The organism is Nocardia sp. NPDC058518 (assembly GCF_042719655.1).
Lineage (GTDB): Bacteria > Actinomycetota > Actinomycetes > Mycobacteriales > Mycobacteriaceae > Nocardia.
Genome location: NZ_JBHXNJ010000025.1, coordinates 87826 through 104590, shown reverse-complemented (window position 1 = coordinate 104590; position 16765 = coordinate 87826). Strand labels below are relative to the sequence as shown.

The 16765-nt window shown below is 63.4% G+C and carries 10 protein-coding genes, 4 tRNA genes and 2 pseudogenes; 11 read left to right on the top strand and 5 right to left on the bottom strand.

Annotation, left to right across the window (positions count from 1 at the left end):
* Positions 1–502 precede the first annotated feature (502 nt).
* On the top strand, positions 503–4633 hold the full coding sequence (locus ACFWPX_RS31735; RefSeq protein WP_378931660.1) for a TIR domain-containing protein: 4131 nt from the start codon (positions 503–505) through the stop codon (positions 4631–4633).
* Positions 4634–4814: 181 nt separating this feature from the next.
* Here the strand turns inward: ACFWPX_RS31735 and ACFWPX_RS31730 are convergent.
* Positions 4815–5000 (bottom strand): annotated as a pseudogene (locus tag ACFWPX_RS31730) (aldehyde dehydrogenase family protein); the annotation flags it as partial.
* Between the two features lie 204 nt (positions 5001–5204).
* On the opposite strand from ACFWPX_RS31730, the gene ACFWPX_RS31725 reads away from it, so the two are divergent.
* Together ACFWPX_RS31725 and ACFWPX_RS31720 are read left to right on the top strand one after the other, a co-directional pair.
* Positions 5205–7409, top strand: a complete 2205-nt coding sequence (locus tag ACFWPX_RS31725) for a serine/threonine-protein kinase (RefSeq protein WP_378914714.1) — start codon at positions 5205–5207, stop codon at positions 7407–7409.
* Positions 7319–7879 (top strand): hypothetical protein, encoded by a 561-nt coding sequence (locus ACFWPX_RS31720; RefSeq protein WP_378931658.1) that lies wholly within the window; start codon positions 7319–7321, stop codon positions 7877–7879. The genes ACFWPX_RS31725 and ACFWPX_RS31720 overlap by 91 nt, the downstream gene beginning before the upstream one ends.
* 151 nt (positions 7880–8030) lie before the next feature.
* Here ACFWPX_RS31720 and ACFWPX_RS31715 read toward each other — a convergent pair whose 3' ends face one another.
* From ACFWPX_RS31715 to ACFWPX_RS31705, 3 genes and pseudogenes are all read right to left on the bottom strand, one after another.
* Positions 8031–8423: a hypothetical protein gene (locus ACFWPX_RS31715; protein ID WP_378931655.1), complete on the bottom strand. Its 393-nt coding sequence runs from the start codon at positions 8421–8423 to the stop codon at positions 8031–8033.
* An 846-nt stretch (positions 8424–9269) separates the two neighbouring features.
* Positions 9270–9375, bottom strand: a pseudogene (locus ACFWPX_RS31710) (recombinase family protein); the annotation flags it as partial.
* Between the two features lie 221 nt (positions 9376–9596).
* A tRNA-Val gene (locus ACFWPX_RS31705) sits at positions 9597–9668 on the bottom strand.
* 413 nt (positions 9669–10081) lie between these two features.
* Here ACFWPX_RS31705 and ACFWPX_RS31700 point away from each other — a divergent pair.
* The 3 genes from ACFWPX_RS31700 to ACFWPX_RS31690 all read left to right on the top strand — a co-directional run bounded on the left by ACFWPX_RS31700 (position 10082) and on the right by ACFWPX_RS31690 (position 10340).
* Positions 10082–10153 (top strand) — tRNA-Gly (locus ACFWPX_RS31700).
* A gap of 40 nt (positions 10154–10193) precedes the next feature.
* Positions 10194–10264, top strand: a tRNA-Cys gene (locus ACFWPX_RS31695).
* A gap of 1 nt (position 10265) precedes the next feature.
* Positions 10266–10340: transfer RNA gene (locus tag ACFWPX_RS31690), tRNA-Val, on the top strand.
* Positions 10341–10392: 52 nt separating this feature from the next.
* Here the strand turns inward: ACFWPX_RS31690 and ACFWPX_RS31685 are convergent.
* A complete protein-coding gene (locus tag ACFWPX_RS31685; RefSeq protein ID WP_378914730.1) occupies positions 10393–11124 on the bottom strand; it encodes a GntR family transcriptional regulator in 732 nt (243 codons plus the stop codon).
* Between the two features lie 109 nt (positions 11125–11233).
* On the opposite strand from ACFWPX_RS31685, the gene ACFWPX_RS31680 reads away from it, so the two are divergent.
* The 5 genes from ACFWPX_RS31680 (at position 11234) to mraY (ending at position 16764) form a co-directional block, all read left to right on the top strand.
* Entirely contained in the window at positions 11234–12205 is a 972-nt protein-coding gene (locus tag ACFWPX_RS31680) for a phosphate/phosphite/phosphonate ABC transporter substrate-binding protein (RefSeq protein WP_378931653.1), read from the top strand.
* 5 nt (positions 12206–12210) lie between these two features.
* Complete coding sequence (gene phnC, locus ACFWPX_RS31675; RefSeq protein WP_378931651.1) at positions 12211–13023, top strand: phosphonate ABC transporter ATP-binding protein; 813 nt, start codon at positions 12211–12213, stop codon at positions 13021–13023.
* Positions 13020–14588, top strand: coding sequence for a phosphonate ABC transporter, permease protein PhnE (phnE, locus tag ACFWPX_RS31670; protein WP_378931649.1), 1569 nt, complete (start codon positions 13020–13022; stop codon positions 14586–14588). Before phnC ends, phnE begins: the two co-directional genes overlap by 4 nt.
* Positions 14564–15586 (top strand): zinc-binding dehydrogenase, encoded by a 1023-nt coding sequence (locus ACFWPX_RS31665; RefSeq protein WP_378931647.1) that lies wholly within the window; start codon positions 14564–14566, stop codon positions 15584–15586. The genes phnE and ACFWPX_RS31665 overlap by 25 nt, the downstream gene beginning before the upstream one ends.
* Positions 15587–15690: 104 nt before the next feature.
* Entirely contained in the window at positions 15691–16764 is a 1074-nt protein-coding gene (gene mraY, locus ACFWPX_RS31660; protein WP_378914740.1) for a phospho-N-acetylmuramoyl-pentapeptide-transferase, read from the top strand.
* The last annotated feature ends 1 nt before the right edge of the window (position 16765 follow it).

Below are 16765 nucleotides of genomic sequence, written 5' to 3'. Positions count from 1 at the left end.
CAGCGGCGTTTACAACCAGCCCCCCCCCCCCCCGTTTTACATTCCGACGGGCCCCGCGAACACAACCTCCACCTTTACTCCCCGCAAGAAAGGGCCCGCGGCGGCGCAAACCGCCGAAACGCGCCGCCGCACCGATACATTCATCACCGCCGGTCTCTGGATTCACCCGTCCAGCGGTTGGATTCCTCGCCGAAAAACCGCGGTGGAACAAGGTTTCAGGCCCCATTCCGTACTTTCAGGTGCTCGAACGAGCGTTTCGATGCAATTTCGGGTTCGATCCAACGGTTGAAATATGTGGTCAGCGAGGTCGACACTGGAAGCGAGGACGTCGAGACACCGACACGTGAACGTAGCATATTTTCGGGTCGATCCCGGGCGAACAGGGTCACGGAGGACTGCACTGTGAGCGTCGTCGCGAATGGAATCGAACTCTCTACCCGCGCCGTTGAAAAACCGGTTGTGAGGTCTCGCTCACGCCTCCAGTGCGGGATCCGGTGATCCGATGTCCCGCATCTTCTTGAGCCATTCGAGCAAAGACAGTCGCCAAGCCATTGCGTTGAAGTCGTGGTTGGTGCAGCAGGATCCACCCTTGGCGAATGAGATCTTCCTGGATCTGGACCGGCACGCGGGCATTCTTCCGGGCTTGAAATGGAAGGACGCGTTGCGGCAGGCGAATGCGCGGTGCGAGGCGGTGATCTGCCTATTGTCCACGAACTGGGAATCCTCCGCTGAGTGCAAGACCGAGTACCGGACCGCCGAGACATTGAACAAGCATATTTTCTGCGCACGCTTGGAACCCTCGACGAGTGCGGAAATAACCCGAGAGTGGGAATGGGTCGATCTATTCGGTGACGGTCCCAAAACTGAGATCGATATCGCGGACGGAACCGGAAACCCGGTCTTTTTCCTGTCCGAAGGCCTGTATCGGTTGCGAGATGGGATAGTCGGGGCCGGAATCGGCGCCGAATCCTTCGTGTGGCCGCCCCCGAAAGACCCGAATCGGGCGCCGTACCGGGGGTGGGAGCCGTTGGAGGAAGTCGATGCCGCGGTGTTCTTCGGCCGCGACGCCCAGATCATCCGTGGGCTCGACGGCTTACGCAGGATGCGTAAATCAGCCGTTGAGACGTTGTTCGTCGTTCTCGGACCATCAGGTTCTGGAAAGTCGTCGTTCCTGCGCGCGGGGCTGCTGCCACGGCTGCGCCGTGACGACCGCAATTTCCTGGTCCTCGACATTGTTCGTCCGGAACGAAACGTCCTCACGGGTGAGAGCGGACTCGCTCACTCGATCCACGCCCTCCGGGTAAAAATGGGTCTGAAAGAGCCGGATCTCGGTGAAATCAAAGAAGTATGCCTCGGCGGTGCCAGGCATGTTCGTGACCTGTTGCAAGAAGCGCAGCAGACCGCAACCTCGGCGCTACTCGACCGGCCGGGAGAGCAAAAGGTACCCACCTTGATTCTGCCAGTCGATCAGGCCGAGGAGTTGTTCGGCCCGGACGCCGGATCGCAGGCCACGCGTTTCCTCGACATGGTCGGCCGACACGCACGCACCGACAGCGCACACCGATTGCCGTTGATCGTGACGGTCACCATTCGCACCGACCGCTACCAGGCTTTGCAGACCGCTCCCGAGCTGAACGGGGTCGAAAGTGTGGTGTTCGACGATCTCCGGCCGATGCCGCGCACCCAGTTCAAGGAGGTCATCACCGGACCGGCCACACGCGCCACCGAAGGAGGGCGACCCCTCTGGATCGAACCACCGTTGGTCGAACAATTGTTGGCCGACTGCACCGAGGGGGCCGATACGCTGCCGCTGTTGTCACTGACCCTTGCCCGGCTCTACGAAGAGTACGGCGGTGACGGCCGGGTCGACCTTGCCGAGTACCGGTCGATGGGCGAGATGCGCAACGTCGTCGAGACCGAGATCGACAACCTGTTGTCCAGCGACGGTACGCAACGACATGCGCAGCTCGACCAGCTACGTGCCGCGTTCGTTCCCTGGCTGGTGAGCATCGACCCGGACGATGATCAGCCCATGCGCCGCATCGCCCGGTGGGACGACCTGCCGGCCGACAGCAAGCCTCTGCTCCACAAGCTCGTGGACAAACGGTTCCTGGTTCGAGACACACGTGACGGCACTGATGTCGTCGAGGTTGCGATGGAAAGCCTGTTGCGCCAGTGGGACGAGCTCAAAGGGTGGTTGGACGAGGAGCGCGAGAACCTGAAGGATGCCGAGGCTCTCGAACGCAGCGCTGCCGAATGGGAGAAGAGTCACCGCAACGAGGCCTGGCTGCTGGATGGCGAGCGAATCGGCAAAGCGGAGACTCTCGTCGGGCAACCCGGTTTCCGGCACCGGCTGGCGGGGGCACACGAATTCGTCGATGTTTCCAGGCAGCGGGAGAACCGACGAATGGAGGAGGAGGAGCAGCGTCAAGAGTCTGTGCTGCACCGGACGAAAGTCATTCGCACAGCTTCGGCTGCCGCACTGGTGATGGCGCTGGTCGCGGTATCCACCATCTTCCTGCTCCACCAGCGCTACCAGGAAGCGACCGCCTGGCGACTTGTATCGGAAGCCGAGCAGATACTAGCGGGGGGACGACCTGGTGGCGACGTTCGCGCACTTCAGCAGGTGCTCGCCGCGCACGAACTCAGAGCGACAGCAGACGACGCATTTGCGCAGGTGCAACGCGACGTACTCAAGATTATGGAGAATCCGTTCGATGCGGACGGCCAGGTCGTGCGCGTGCTGAGCGTGGCAACTGACGGTAAACGCATCGCATCGGGCAACGACGACGGCTCTGTGCGGATATATGACGTCGACACCGGCGAATTAAGAAATACGTGGCAAGTTAACAAAGAACCGGTGTGGAGCGTCGCATTCAGTCCCGACGGTAAGTGGCTTGCTGCAACTGGCGAGGAAGCGACGATGAAATTATTGGACGCGAACACGGGGGTCGTCAAGCATGCATTGGAACACAACAATAATCATCCGGTACACACTATAGCGTTCAGCCCCAACAGCCAGAGGATCGTGACCGGTAGCGAGGACGGCACTGTGCGACTGTGGGGAGTGGACGGGCTCGAGGAATCCGTCAAACTAGAAGGTCACCTCGAAGGAAAAGTCGTTCGAGGTGCGGTATTCAATAGCAGTGGCGATCTGATCGTATCCGGCGGCGACGACGGCTCCGTGAAGTTATGGGATGCGCGCGATGGGCACGAGATCGCCACGAAAAAGATATCCGAGGCACCTAAGGCGACCAGTGTCGCGTTCAGTCCAGACGGTGATCGCATAGCTGCTGGAGATGTGGGTGGCACTATTCAAATCTTGGGCGGACGTGATCTCCGACCGCTGAGTGACGCAGTGCCTGCGCACCCGACCGCCTCCGTGAACAGTGTCGCGTTCAGCCCGGACGGCACTCGTCTCGTCTCCGGCAGCACGGACAACACGATCCGCAGCTGGGACGCCTCCACCCTGGAACCGATCGGTGATCCGTTGACAGGTCACCACGGCGAGATTTTCAGCGTCGCATTCAGTGACAATGCCGAAATAGTCTCCGGCAGTGCCGACGGTTCTGTGCGCGAGTGGGACGCCATCGCCGGACTGCCTATACCGACTGGTCAGGAAGAAGTTCACGCCGTTGCTTTCAGTCGCGACGGCCGACAGATAGCCTCGGGTGGAGATGACGGCACAGTACGGCTGTGGGACGCAGACACCGTAAAACCGTTCGACCAGCAGCTCGGCACCGCCTCGGAGAGGGGCCAGAACACGGTGCGCAGTGTCGCTTTCGATCCGAAGAACGACCGGCTCGTCGCAGGCTGGAAGGATGGTTCGATCCGATTGTGGAACTGGAGCTCCGGCGAAGAAAGCGAGTTACCCAAAACTAATCCCGGGGATTCGCCCAGCGTCAATAGTGTTGCATTCAGCCCTGACGGTTCCCGAATAGCCGCGGGTTTGAACAACGGCTTCGTGGCATTGTGGGACGCGCACTCGCTGAAAGCAATCGGCGCAAAAAATGCCAAAAACTCGGTATACGCCGTGGCGTTCAGCCAGAACAGCGATCAGATCGCGTCCGGCAATCACGACGGTTGGGTTCAATTGTGGAATACCGAGACTTTCGACCGTTTCACCACGGCCAATGACCGACTCGGCCGTGACGGCTGGCCGGTGTCCAGTGTGAGCTTCAGCCCCGATGGGCGAACCATTGCAGCGGGTAGTAACGACGGACGCGTGCGGGTATGGGAGGTGAAGACTGGCAAAAAGGTCGGAGATATGAGAGCTGATCAGAATCATGTATTGAGCGTTGCATTTGCACACGATAAACCGTGGATTGCTTCGAGCACGAACGTCGGAAGAGTGCACTTGTGGGACGCCAGTAAATACAACCCTCTCGGTATGCCCATGGCGGGGCAACAGGTATGGGTGCGGGGAGTGGCGTTCAGCCCCGATGATAAGAAGATCCTGACCGGAAGCTCAGACGGCAACCTGCGCTTTTGGCCCGCGCCACAAGATTTGAGAGAAGCCCTCTGCAGCAAGCTCACCAGCAACATGAGTCACAAGCAATGGGACGACTGGGTCTCGCCTTATATCGGATATCGCAAGATCTGCCCCCGACTGCCGGTTCCGCCCGATGATTAGGACCTAAAAATGGACGCACCGATAGGCAACATTGGGCTGCACTATCGCACGTATATTGCACGCCGAACGACGCCGAGCAGCCCCACGTAGAGATCCCCACGACTGGGCAGGTGGGCGAACGCGGCGTTGGCTGATGGATCACCGCTCGAGCAGGAAGCGCTCGGGACCTTTGGTCCACACTGTCGAAGCCGATGATTGCAGCCACCGGCCCGAAGACCTCTTCGCGCAGGATGCGCGCGTCGGCGCTGACATCGGTGAGCACGGTCGGGGTGTAGAAGTAACCGACGCCGTCGGCGTAGGTGCCGCCGGTGGTGAGCACCGCGCCGCTGGCGACCGCGTCGGTCACCAGTTCGTCGACGGCCGCACGGGCGAGCAGGTGTTTGCCCACTGCGGTGGAGCCGGTGAAGGTCAGCTTGCGCAGCCGCGGGTCGGTCAGCATCCTCGACCATTGCTCGAATCGGAGCGATACCCTTGAGCAAGGGAGTCTTGATGGAAGGAGCTGACGTGGGGCAACTAGGCCGCATCGCGTGTAGCCGCTCTGTGATCGCCCGAGGCTGATCTCGAGCTACCGATGTCCGAGCCGATCGACCTGGTCGATTCAGCCGAACGAACCCGCACCACGCTCGCCAGTGCCGTGGCGCTGCTCTCGCAGGCTTGGGCGTCCGGTTCTCCACCCGACCTCTCGGCGCTGCTACCCGCGGAACCGGCGGCGCGGCGCACCGTCCTGATCGAACTGATCAAGATCGACCTCGAATACCGCTGGCTTCGGTATCACTTTCCCAAACGACTGATCGAATACCGCGCGGAATTCGCCGAGCTGCGCGACGGTCCGCTGCCCGCCGAGCTCGTCTACGAGGAATTCCATGCCGTGCGCCGCGGATCGGGGGCAACCGATGCGGCTCCCACCGCCGATGCGATGACCGCGGCGGCGACCGGCCCCGAGCCCACGAGCGACTACCACAGCACGATCATCGCTCGTCCCGGCGCGCAGGTTCTACTCGACACCATCGATGTGGGCGACCACGTCGACGACTTCGACCTCCTGATGAGGATCGGCGCCGGCGCCTTCGCCCAGGTCTATCTCGCTCGGCAACAATCGATGCAGCGACTCGTCGCGGTCAAGATCTCCCACAACCACGGCATCGAGCCGCAGACTCTCGCCCAGCTGGACCACGAGTACATCGTGCGCATCTTCGACCAGCGGCTCATCGCCGATGGCCAGCTGAAGCTGCTCTACATGCAGTACCTGCCGGGCGGGACGCTGCTCGACGTGCTGCGGTTGCGGCGCTCGACGCCGTCGGAACGCCACAGTGGGCAACTGCTGCTCGACGCCGTCGACGAGGTACTCGCCGAGAAGGGTGAGGTCCGGCCTACCGAATCGGCGATCCGGACCAGGACCGCGGCACTGACCTGGCCGGAGACCGTCGCCTGGCTGGGTCGCCGACTCGCGGACGCGCTGCAGCACGCGTCCGAGCGAGAGGTGCTGCATCGAGATATCAAACCCGCGAATGTACTGCTGAGCGCCGAGGGAGTGCCGAAGTTGGCCGACTTCAACGTCAGCTTCAGCCAACGCGTCAAGGGCACCAGCCCCCTGGCCTACTTCGGCGGATCCCTGGCGTACATGTCGCCAGAACAGCTCGAAGCCTGCCATCCGGACCTGCCCGCGACCGCTCTCGATCTCGATACTCGCAGCGACATCTTCGCGCTGGCCGTCATGCTGTGGGAATTGCTCACAGGGCGGCGGCCCTTCCCCGACGAGACGTCCGCGGGCGAGTCGGAGACGTCGCTGGCCCGCATGCTCGAATTACGACGCAGGCCGGTAGAGGCGGCATTCCTGTCGGAGCTTCCGTCGGATTGCCCCATGGCGCTGCGCCGCGTGCTCCTGAAATGCCTGTCGCCCGACCGCGAGGACCGCTATTCGTCCGGTTCGGAATTGGCCCAGCAGTTCGACCTGTGCCTCGAGAAGAGGGCCCGCGACCTCGTCGATCCGCCGCCGGACAGTTGGCGAACGCGACTGTCGCGATGGCCCACCCTCGTCCTCTGGCTGTCATCGATGGTCGGTGTCGGCCTGGCTACGGTGTACCTGGCTGTGCACGCCCAGGAACTGATCAGGGAGCGCCTCCCCGCTGCCACGAACGCGCAGATCAACAGGGGCGTGATGGTGTGCATCCTCTGTGGCTTTCTGCTGGCCATCGTCATATACGTCTACATTTCACGTGATCAGCTGGCGGTTCTTCGCGGCTTGCGCAAGGGCAGACGCTACGAAGAGGCAAGGCTCGCGCGGGTGCGGTCTCGGACACTGCTGTGGGGCGACCTCTGTGCGCTCAACACCCTGCTGTCCGCGATTCTCGCCACCGTGACGGCAGTGCTGCTGCTGCGCTGGTTCACCGACCTTCCGGTGCGGCTGCAGGTCCATGCGGCGATGACTGTTCTGGTGGCGGGCACCATCTCGGTCGCCTACACCTTCTTCCTTTCCACGTTCTATCTCGTCCGCTGCGTCTATCCCCGCTACCTGCGCCACGGACGCACGACGGAGCGCGACTCCGCCGACTTGCGCTGGCTGCGCCGGAGAACCACGGTCTACCTCGCGGTGACGGCGTCAGTGCCGGTGGTCGGGGTGCTGGCCGGATTCAGCTTTCTCGAACCCGAGGAGCTGTGGCTCGTGCGCGATTCGGTACTAGGGCTGTGCGCGGCCGGCGGGCTCGCCTTCGTCGCCGTGTACTGGTTGTTCCGGAAGCTCGACGCGGACCTGCGCGCGCTCAGCCGGGTGGTCTAGCGATCAATCCATGGCGACCTGGATCCGTCTGTCCGGCCGGTCCGTCGGTCGACTTCGAGCTTCGAGCTTCGAGCTTCGAAGCACTCCCTCGAGGCAATGGCGTCCACAAACGCGACCACTGCTACGGCGCGGTCCTCGACCGCGGCAACCTCGCCAACGTCGGCCTCAACCGCCTGCTCTCCGGCTTCACCCGCATCCTCACCGAAGCCGCCACCTACCTCCGCCCCGGCGGCCACATTGTGATCACCGCCCGCCCTTGGCGCCAACACGCCGAACTGATCAACCTCCCCGCCTACATCATCACCTGCGGCACCCTCGCCGGCCTGATCCCCGTCGAACGCTGCGTCGCCCTCCTCGGCCGCCTCGCCGACGGCGACCTCATCGCCCGCAGCTCCTTCTTCCAACGCGACTTCATCAGCAAACAACGCAACGCGGGCCTCCCGTTCCACCTGATCCCCACGAAGACGTGATTGTCCTGCATAGGCCTGAGAACTGCGCGAGTTCGCGGGAGACTGAAGCAGCTTCAACGACAACCGGAGTGGCCATCGGCCGGGCAGGTGCCTGGACCTGGGGAATGCCCTGCATGAAGTTCAGCACCACTGCAATCGAGTCCGCATTTAGCTAGAGGTAGCCCTCCCATGCAGCGCTTCGGTCGGGGCGACCGGACTCCACCCACCAGTTGTACCGGGTGACCGCTCGATCGTAGATCTTAGTAAGTTCCGTGCCGGTTCGTCTCTGCTTAACAAATCCCATCATGGCTCGCGGATTGTAAAAATTTGAGCTGAACTCTACGGCGACCATGGATGTAGGCGGTTTGGGATGCTGTGACGGGACCGCGACCCATTGCCCCTCCAGGTTGCGTCGAAAAACCTCGCCGATAAAATAAAAAAATCTCGATGCGAGTGAAATATTCTCTTCAGAGAAATAGCTAGAATCGCCGAACCTTCGCAAAAGCTCCTGCTCTGCAACTTGCAGTCCTTCACGGGTACCCGTAAGTCCGTCAAGCTCAGGCACTTGGGATACTGTGAACTCGATTTCCTGCGCTGCTTCGTGCATGAGAAGCCAACTGCGAAATTGCTCATCGTGTTGAAGTGCTTTGAACTCGGGGTGTCGCGAATGTCTTGATCTAGTTTGGGTGTCATTACTGTCCCTTCCGTGTGTCCCTCATCCTACTTCGGCTTCTCGTAGTATCTATTGACGGTGAACCGACCCGGATACATCGATTCGAGCCGTTCCAGCTAGCCGAGTCGTCCTGAGATAACGGTGATTCCAAATTGCATGTCACATTGAAACACTTTTCAAGCGCTCCCTCATCTTTAACCAGCTGGTCGTTCTTCAGTGAACTGCTCTTATTCTCGAAAAATTCGATCGGGTCTCCATCCCCGTCGTAGAGGACAAAATCGTACCTGCGTCCGGGAATGGTCTCGATATACTGCTCGTGTTTCCAACCATCCCCCTCTGTGTACCCGTTCAGTTCCCAAAGCTTCTTGTCCCAAGCAGAGCCATTCCCGCCGTTAATCATGAGTTGGTTGCAAAGGCGGCTCCACTCTTCTTTGGTTACACAACCATTCCGTCGAGTCGGGCAGTCCTTAAGGTAATTCTGGCAGGCTTCTTCGTTCCGTCTCGACCACGTGATAGTTATTTCGGCCTGCCATCAGGGCCCAGCTCAACTTTGTTAGTGGGCCTTTCGACAGTTTTCGCCATCAGTTGGATGGCGGTGTTTGTGAGCCCGACTCCGAGACTTGCCGCTGCTTCCACACCTAGGTCGGATACCGCGTCCTTCACTGCATGGCGGTGGTTTACGACCTGCTCACCGAGCAGGTAGTCGAAGCGCTAGCGAGACCGCAGGCCTTCGCGGGGTGCGATGCCCTCGCGCTGGCGTTCCAGGATCAGGGCGCGTCCGAACTGGGCGAAAGCGCCCATAACTGAGCGCAGCAGGTTCGCAATGGGGCGAGTCCTCGCCGGTGATTTGATGAGGTCAGCCTGTCCGTCGGCGGATACCTCCACGGTCGTCCGCCACAAGCCATCGCGTATCTCAGCATCCACACCGGTCCCCTTGCACTGTGGTCCTACGCTGTAGGCTACAACACACTGATACACATGCGACCAGGCGTTTTCCGGACCTGCTTTCGCGCATAAAAAGAGCCCTCGATCAGGCTATGCACCTGGTCGGGGGCTCTCTTTCGGTGGTCCCAGCTGGTTTCGAACCAGCGACCTTCCGCGTGTGAGGCGGACGCTCTCCCGCTGAGCTATGGGACCGAACACTGTGTCGGGCGGGTTTTTGAGCCGCTCGAACGAGATGGAACATTAGCACGGGGGGCCGGGATGACACCAAATCGCCTTGTGAAGCGGGGTTTCGGTGAGGTGGGGCGCTGGGGTCGGGGCCGCGCTCGCGCGCGTGTACGCGCGTGCGGGCGATCGATCGTCAGCACCGGACGCTATGGTCGGTATCATCGATAGATGCGCATATCTACGTGTCACGATGGATGGGCCGCGGAGTCGATGGCCGCGGATCGGTTCGGGTGGGCGTGGACGACATGCGTGTAATTCACATTTAGGCCCGTTTACCAGGCGATTTGTAGTCTGCGTCGAACGTCGGCTAATGTTCTCATCGCACCGCAGAGAGCAGCAAAGCCGCCAGGCCGAGCCGCTCCCCTAAGTGTGAAGTAAATGCGGATGTGGCGCAGTGGTAGCGCATCACCTTGCCAAGGTGAGGGTCGCGAGTTCGAATCTCGTCATCCGCTCGAGAGGTAGGTAAGGCACTAGCCCCATCCTCCTTTGTACGGTGGAGTGGCCGAGTGGTGAGGCAACGGCCTGCAAAGCCGTGCACACGGGTTCGATTCCCGTCTCCACCTCGCGCGATTAGCTCAGCGGGAGAGCGCTTCCCTGACACGGAAGAGGTCACTGGTTCAATCCCAGTATCGCGCACCACCGTATCGAGTCAGGCCCCCTTTCGAGGGGGCCTGACTTGTTTGCGTTGCGGTCACATCGACGGGTGCTGATCCGCGTGCATGATCGCCGTGAAGGTCATCCGGTCGCCGCGATACAGCGAGCGACGTTGTTCGATGGGGATGCCGTTCTGGTCATAGGAGACCCGGTTCAGCAGGAACATCGGGGTTCGGGTGTCCACTGTCAGCAGGGCCGACTCGCGGGCATCCGGTAGCGCGGTCTCGATCGAGTCGACGGTGCGTTCGAAGGTGATTCCGCGGCTGCGGATTTCGGCGTACAGCGAGTCACGGTAGTCGAAGGTCCGCGCCAGACCGGGGTAACGGTCAGCGGGAAGCCTGGTGGTCTCGAGGCCGACCCGCACGCCATCGGTGGTCAGCACACGTTCGAGCTGGATGATCGGCGCACCGACCTTCACGGACAGTGTGGCGGCCAACGGTTCCTCGGCGATCAGGTCGGTCCAGCCGACCAGGATGCGCCCCGCGCTCAGGCCCTGAGACTTGACGGCTTCGGTATACGAACCCATCGCAAGGGGCTGTTCGATCTTGGGTCGCGCGACGATCGTGGTGCGGCCGCGGCGCTCGACCCGCCCTGCCAGCAGGAGTTCGCGCAGCGCCTGGCGCACCGTTTCACGAGCGACATCGTAGGTCTCCGCGATCTCACGCTCGGCGGGAAAAGGGTCTCCCACCTGCATATCATCGAGCATCCGGTCCAGCTGCGCGCGGACAACTTGGTGTTTGAGCACTCGGGGTTCAGTGGGCGCGGTCATTGCCCGAGCCTATCAAATCTTGGTCTAGACCAAGAAAGTCGATTGCTGTTCACCTGCCGCTTCCTCGGCATGCACTTCTTGGTATAGACCAAGGATCACCGTCATCGGCATGAAGATTCGCATGCGCCGCCCCGCCTTGATCGCCGCGGCGTTCACCGCAACACTCTCGCTCGCGCTGTCGGGTTGTTCGGGCTCCGATTCCGATGCGGTGAACGCGCAGGGATTCCCCGAAACACTGACATTGGCGGCCATCCCGGCGGAGAACTCCACCGACCTGAAGGCCAGCTACGAGCCGCTGATCAAGGTGCTGGAGAAGGAGACCGGCTCGAAGGTCGAGTTCGTCCAGGCCTCCGATTACGCGGGCGTGGTGGAGGGCATGATCGCCGGCAATGTCGACCTCGCGTTCTTCGGCCCGTTCGCCTATGTCGTGGCCGGAATCAACGGCGCCGACATCACGCCGGTGGGCGCGGTCATCAAGAACAAGGGCGCCAAGCCCGGCTACCAGTCCTACGGGCTCGCGCGATCGGATGCGAGCGCGATCACCGGTTTGAAGGACTTCGCGGGTAAGAAGGTGTGTTTCGTCGACCCCAGTTCGACCTCGGGATTCCTCTACCCGACGGCAGGGCTGATCGAGGCCGGGGTCATCAAATCCGGTACGGAGGCCGATATCTCGGCCGGGATGTCACCGATCTACGCGGGCGGCCACGATTCCTCGGCGCTGGCCGTCGCCCACGGTGACTGCGACGCCGGCTTCGCCTTCGACACCATGGTCGACAAAACCATGATCGACAAGGGCGATCTGAAGGCTGGTGAGCTCAAGACGGTGTGGAAGTCGGAGATGATCGCCGGGTCGGTGTTCGCCGCCAACAACGCACTCGGCACCACGGCCGTCGACAAGCTGAAGGCGCTGTTCGTCGACAAGGTGAACGTCGAGAGCCTGCAGAGCGCGGGATATTGCACCGGCGACGCCTGCCGGATCACCGACGAGCGGGCCTGGGGCTTCGTCCCCGTCGCCGACGCCGACTACAGCGGAGTCCGCAAGGTATGTACGGTCACCGGCTCCGAGAAGTGCAAGGGCTGAGACCGGTGACCACGGCCGAACCCGGGCGGATCGTCGCAGGCGACGATCTCGTCATCACCGCGAGCAATGTCACCAAGCGATTCGGGAGCACGCTGGCGCTCGACGACGTCTCGCTCGACGTGCGCCGCAGCGAATTGCTCGTCCTGCTCGGCCTGTCCGGGTCCGGCAAATCCACCCTGCTGCGATGCCTCAACGGGCTGCAACCGGTGAGTTCGGGGACCGTGGAAGTCGGCGGTACGCGCGTCGACCGGGCGGGCAAGTCACAACTGCGGGCCCTGCGCCGCAACGTCGGCTTCGTGTTCCAGGACTTCAATCTCGTCGGCAGGCTGAGCTGCCTGGAGAACGTGCTGATCGGTGGCCTGGCCCAGCTGCGCCTGCCGCGCTACGGCGCACTGACCTATCCGGCGAGGATGCGTACCGAAGCACTCGGTCACCTGGATCGGGTCGGGCTCGCCGATTTCGCCGATCGGCGCGCCGACACGCTGTCGGGCGGGCAGCAGCAGCGCGTCGCCATCGCGCGCACCCTGATGCAGAAACCCGGGCTGGTGCTCGCCGACGAACCCGTCGCGTCGCTCGACCCCGAAAACGCCGCCATCGTCATGGATCTGCTGTTCAGGGTGTGCATCGAGGAGAAGCTGACGGTGGTGTGCACCCTGCACCAGGTCGACCTCGCGCTCGGCTGGGCGCACCGTATCGTCGGCCTGCGCAACGGACAGAAAGTCCTCGACCGGCCTGCCGTCGGGATGACACGCGACGACGCGATGGGCATCTACCACCGCGTCGACCCGGCGGCCCTGTCCCGGCCGGAACCGTCATGACCACCACGATCGACAAGCCCGCGATACGGGCACAGCCCCGTCTCCTGCACCTGGTCGCAGTGGGTTTCCTCGCCGCGACACTCCTGTCGGCCTGGTCGATCGACTTCGCGCCGGCCGCACTGATCGACGGGGCAGACGACGTGGTGGCGCTGCTGGACAGAATGCTGCCGCCGCGACTCGACAATCCGGGGCGGATCGCCGACCTGGCCGTGCAGACCCTGCTGATGGCCGTGCTCGGCACGGTGCTCGCGGCCATCGCCTCGGTGCCGCTGGCGTTCCTGGCCGCGCGCAACACGAGCCCGCACCCGGCGGTCTACGCGGTGGCCCGCGCGATCATCACATTCTGCCGCGCCATGCCCGACCTACTGTTCGCCGTGCTGTTCGTGCGGGCACTCGGCATCGGTGTCCTGCCAGGCATCCTCGCGCTCGCGCTGCACTCGATCGGCATGCTCGGCAAGCTGTTCGCCGACGCGATCGAAGCGACCGACCTCGGGCCGCGCGAAGCCGTCCGGAGCACCGGTGCCGGCTACTTCAGGGAAATGCTCAATGCCGTGGTTCCCCAAGTCGTTCCGTCATGGATCGGCACCTTCGTCTACCGGATCGACATCAATCTGCGCATGTCGGTGGTACTCGGATTCGTCGGCGCGGGCGGCATCGGTTTCGCGTTGCAGGACGCGCTGCGTGGGTTGATCTATCCGCGGGCGCTCGGCATCGTCGGCGTGATCCTGGTCGCCATCACCGCGATGGAACTGCTGTCCATCGCGATCCGGCGCATGCTGCTCGACCCGGCGCACGGCGGCCCGCGCCGCGACCGAGCGGTCCGCTTCGGCTTCAGCGGCCTGCTGATCGGCACAGTCTTCGCCACGTTCGTGGTGCTCGACCTGGACCCGGTGTCACTGTTCACCTGGATCGGGCCCTCGATCGAGGTCTTCGGGCGGATGATTCCGCCCGACTTCGACTCTCTGGGTGCCGATCTGTTCGAAGCCGCCGCCCAAACCGTCGCGATCGGGGTCGTCGCCACGGCGATCGGCATCGTCTTCTCGCTGCCCGTAGGCATTCTCGCCGCGCGCAATGTGACGCCGAACGCCGCGACGTACTGGGTCGCACGAGCGTGGATCCTGCTGGTGCGCGCCGTGCCCGAACTCATTCTGGCCGTGGTCTTCGTCGCCGCGCTGGGACTGGGGCCGGTGGCGGGTACCTGCGCGCTGGCCATCGGCTCCATCGGATTCCTCGCCAAGCTGGTCGCCGACGCGATCGAGGAAATCGAGCCGGGACCGATGGAAGCGGTCCGGTCGATCGGCGGGGGCTGGTGGAAGACACTGTTCGCCGCGGTACTCCCGCAGTCGATTCCCGCGATCGTCGGCGCCGGTCTGTATCTGCTCGATGTCAATGTGCGCACCTCCACGATCCTCGGCATCGTCGGCGCGGGCGGCATCGGATTCCTGCTGTTCGAATCCATTCGCACGATCAACTTCGATGTCGCGGGCGCCATCGTGATCGTCATCTTCGTGATCGTCTACGCCATCGAAAGGTTGTCCGGATGGATCCGGTCTCGTCTCGTCTGACCACCGCCGCGATCTGGATCGGCGGCGCGGACGTCGTTCTGCGCCGAGTCGAGATCCCCGAACTCACCGACGGCGAAATCCTGGTGCGCGTACGGCTGGCGACGGTATGCGGCAGCGATCTGCACACGGTCACCGGCCGCCGGTCGGGCGCGTGTCCGTCGATCCTCGGCCACGAAGCCGTCGGAGATGTGGTCGCTGTCGGCGCCGGCGCACGCGTGTCCGTCGGGCAGCGCGTCGTCTGGTCGGTCACGGTTGCCTGCGGGGACTGCGCCCGCTGCCGGTCCGGGCGCACGGCCAAGTGCAGTGCGGTCCGCAAGGTCGGCCATGAGCCCTTCCACGGCGACTGGCCGCTGTCGGGGGCCTATGCCGAACATATCGTTCTGCCGCACGGCACAGCGACAGCCGTTGTGCCGCCGGGTCTTCCGGATTCGGTGGCCGCACCCGCCGCCTGCGCCACCGCGACCGTGATGGCGACCATCGAGGCCGCGGGTTCCGTGCGCGGGCGCCGCGTCCTCGTCGCCGGAGCGGGCATGCTCGGCCTCACCGCTGTCGCGGCCTGTCGCGAAGCCGGCGCCGAGGTTCAGGCGGTCGACATCGACCCCGAACGACTGACCATGGCCCCCCAGTTCGGCGCCGTGACCGCCGACACCGATCCGGTGGATATCGCCATCGACTTCACCGGATCGGCGAACGCCATCGACGCCGCATTGCGACGACTCGATATCGGCGGCGTCCTCGTGCTGGCAGGCTCGGTGGCTCCGGGTCCGTCGCTGGCGGTGGATCCGGAGACGCTGGTCCGCCGCTGGCTGACCATCACCGGCGTGCACAACTACGAACCGCGACATCTGGGTCGAGCCGTCGACTTCCTCCACCGCACCGTGGACCGGTACCCGTGGTACGACGTCGTCGCCGACCCTGTCCCCCTCGCGCAGCTCGGCGCCGCGCTGCACCGGCCGCCGTCCGGCATCCTGCGCACCGCCGTGGCTCCTCAGCTGTAACCCAGATCACTCTCGGCGCGGTTCGGGAGTGAGCTCCCCTAGTATCGGCACACGGCATCGCCGGGCTGGTCCGGTGCGGGACCGGCGGCATGGAGGGGCATCGAGTGAGGCAGATCCTGTTATCGGCGGGGATCGCTCTCGTCGTCACCATCACGCTCACGCCAGGGTTGATCCGGGTCTTCGCGCGGCGGGGGTTCGGGCAGGAAATCCGGATCGACGGGCCTGCCAGCCATCACGCCAAGCGCGGAACGCCGACGATGGGCGGGTTGGCGATCGGGGCCGGGGTGTGGTCCGGGTATCTGGGATCACACCTGATCGGGTTGCTGTGGGGCGCGCCGGGACCGAGCGCGTCGGGGGTGCTGGTGCTGCTGCTGGCGTCGGCGCTGGGCGTGGTGGGGTTCCTCGATGACTCGATCAAGCTGCGCAAGCACCGCAATCTCGGGTTGACCGCGGCGGGCAAGTACATCGGGCAGATCGGGGCCGCGGTGGTGTTCGCCGTGCTGGTGTTGCGCTTTCCCGGCGCCACCGGGCTGACGCCCGCCGGTCGCAACCTGTCCTATGTCCGCGATATCAGCACCATCACCTTCGCCTCGCTGTTCTTCGTCGCGTTCATCGTGTTGCTGGTGGTCGCCTGGTCGAACGCGGTGAACATCACCGACGGGCTCGACGGGCTGGCGGCTGGTTCGATGAGCCTCACGCTCGGCGCGTACGTGGTGATCACGCTGTGGCAGTACGACAACTCGTGCGAGATCAGCCCTGGACGCGCTTGCTACACGGTGCGCGACCCGCTGGACCTGGCGATGGTCAGTGCCGCGGGCGCTGCCGCGTGCATCGGATTCCTGTGGTGGAACGCGGCGCCGGCCAAGATCTTCATGGGCGATACCGGTTCGCTCGGCCTGGGTGGACTACTGGCAGGGCTGTCGATCACCAGCCGCACCGAACTGCTCGCCGTGGTGATCGGGGCGCTGTTCGTCGCCGAGATCATGTCGGTGGTGCTGCAGATCGTGGTGTTCCGCACCACCCACACCCGGCTGTTCCGGATGGCGCCGTTCCATCACCATTTCGAACTCAACAACTGGCCCGAGACCGCGGTGATCATCCGGTTCTGGGTACTGGCCGGGATCGCGTCGGCGACCGGGCTGTGCCTGTTCTACAGCGAGTACCTGACCTCGCTCTAGT

What these genes read in the sequence shown, in the direction of transcription:
- ACFWPX_RS31735 (WP_378931660.1), top strand. Translation starts at nt 503, where the DNA reads ATGTCCCGCATCTTCTTGAGCCATTCGAGCAAAGACAGTCGCCAAGCC.
- ACFWPX_RS31725 (WP_378914714.1), top strand. Translation starts at nt 5,205, where the DNA reads ATGTCCGAGCCGATCGACCTGGTCGATTCAGCCGAACGAACCCGCACC.
- ACFWPX_RS31685 (WP_378914730.1), bottom strand. Translation starts at nt 11,124, where the DNA reads ATGACCGCGCCCACTGAACCCCGAGTGCTCAAACACCAAGTTGTCCGC.
- ACFWPX_RS31680 (WP_378931653.1), top strand. Translation starts at nt 11,234, where the DNA reads ATGAAGATTCGCATGCGCCGCCCCGCCTTGATCGCCGCGGCGTTCACC.
- phnE (WP_378931649.1), top strand. Translation starts at nt 13,020, where the DNA reads ATGACCACCACGATCGACAAGCCCGCGATACGGGCACAGCCCCGTCTC.
- ACFWPX_RS31665 (WP_378931647.1), top strand. Translation starts at nt 14,564, where the DNA reads ATGGATCCGGTCTCGTCTCGTCTGACCACCGCCGCGATCTGGATCGGC.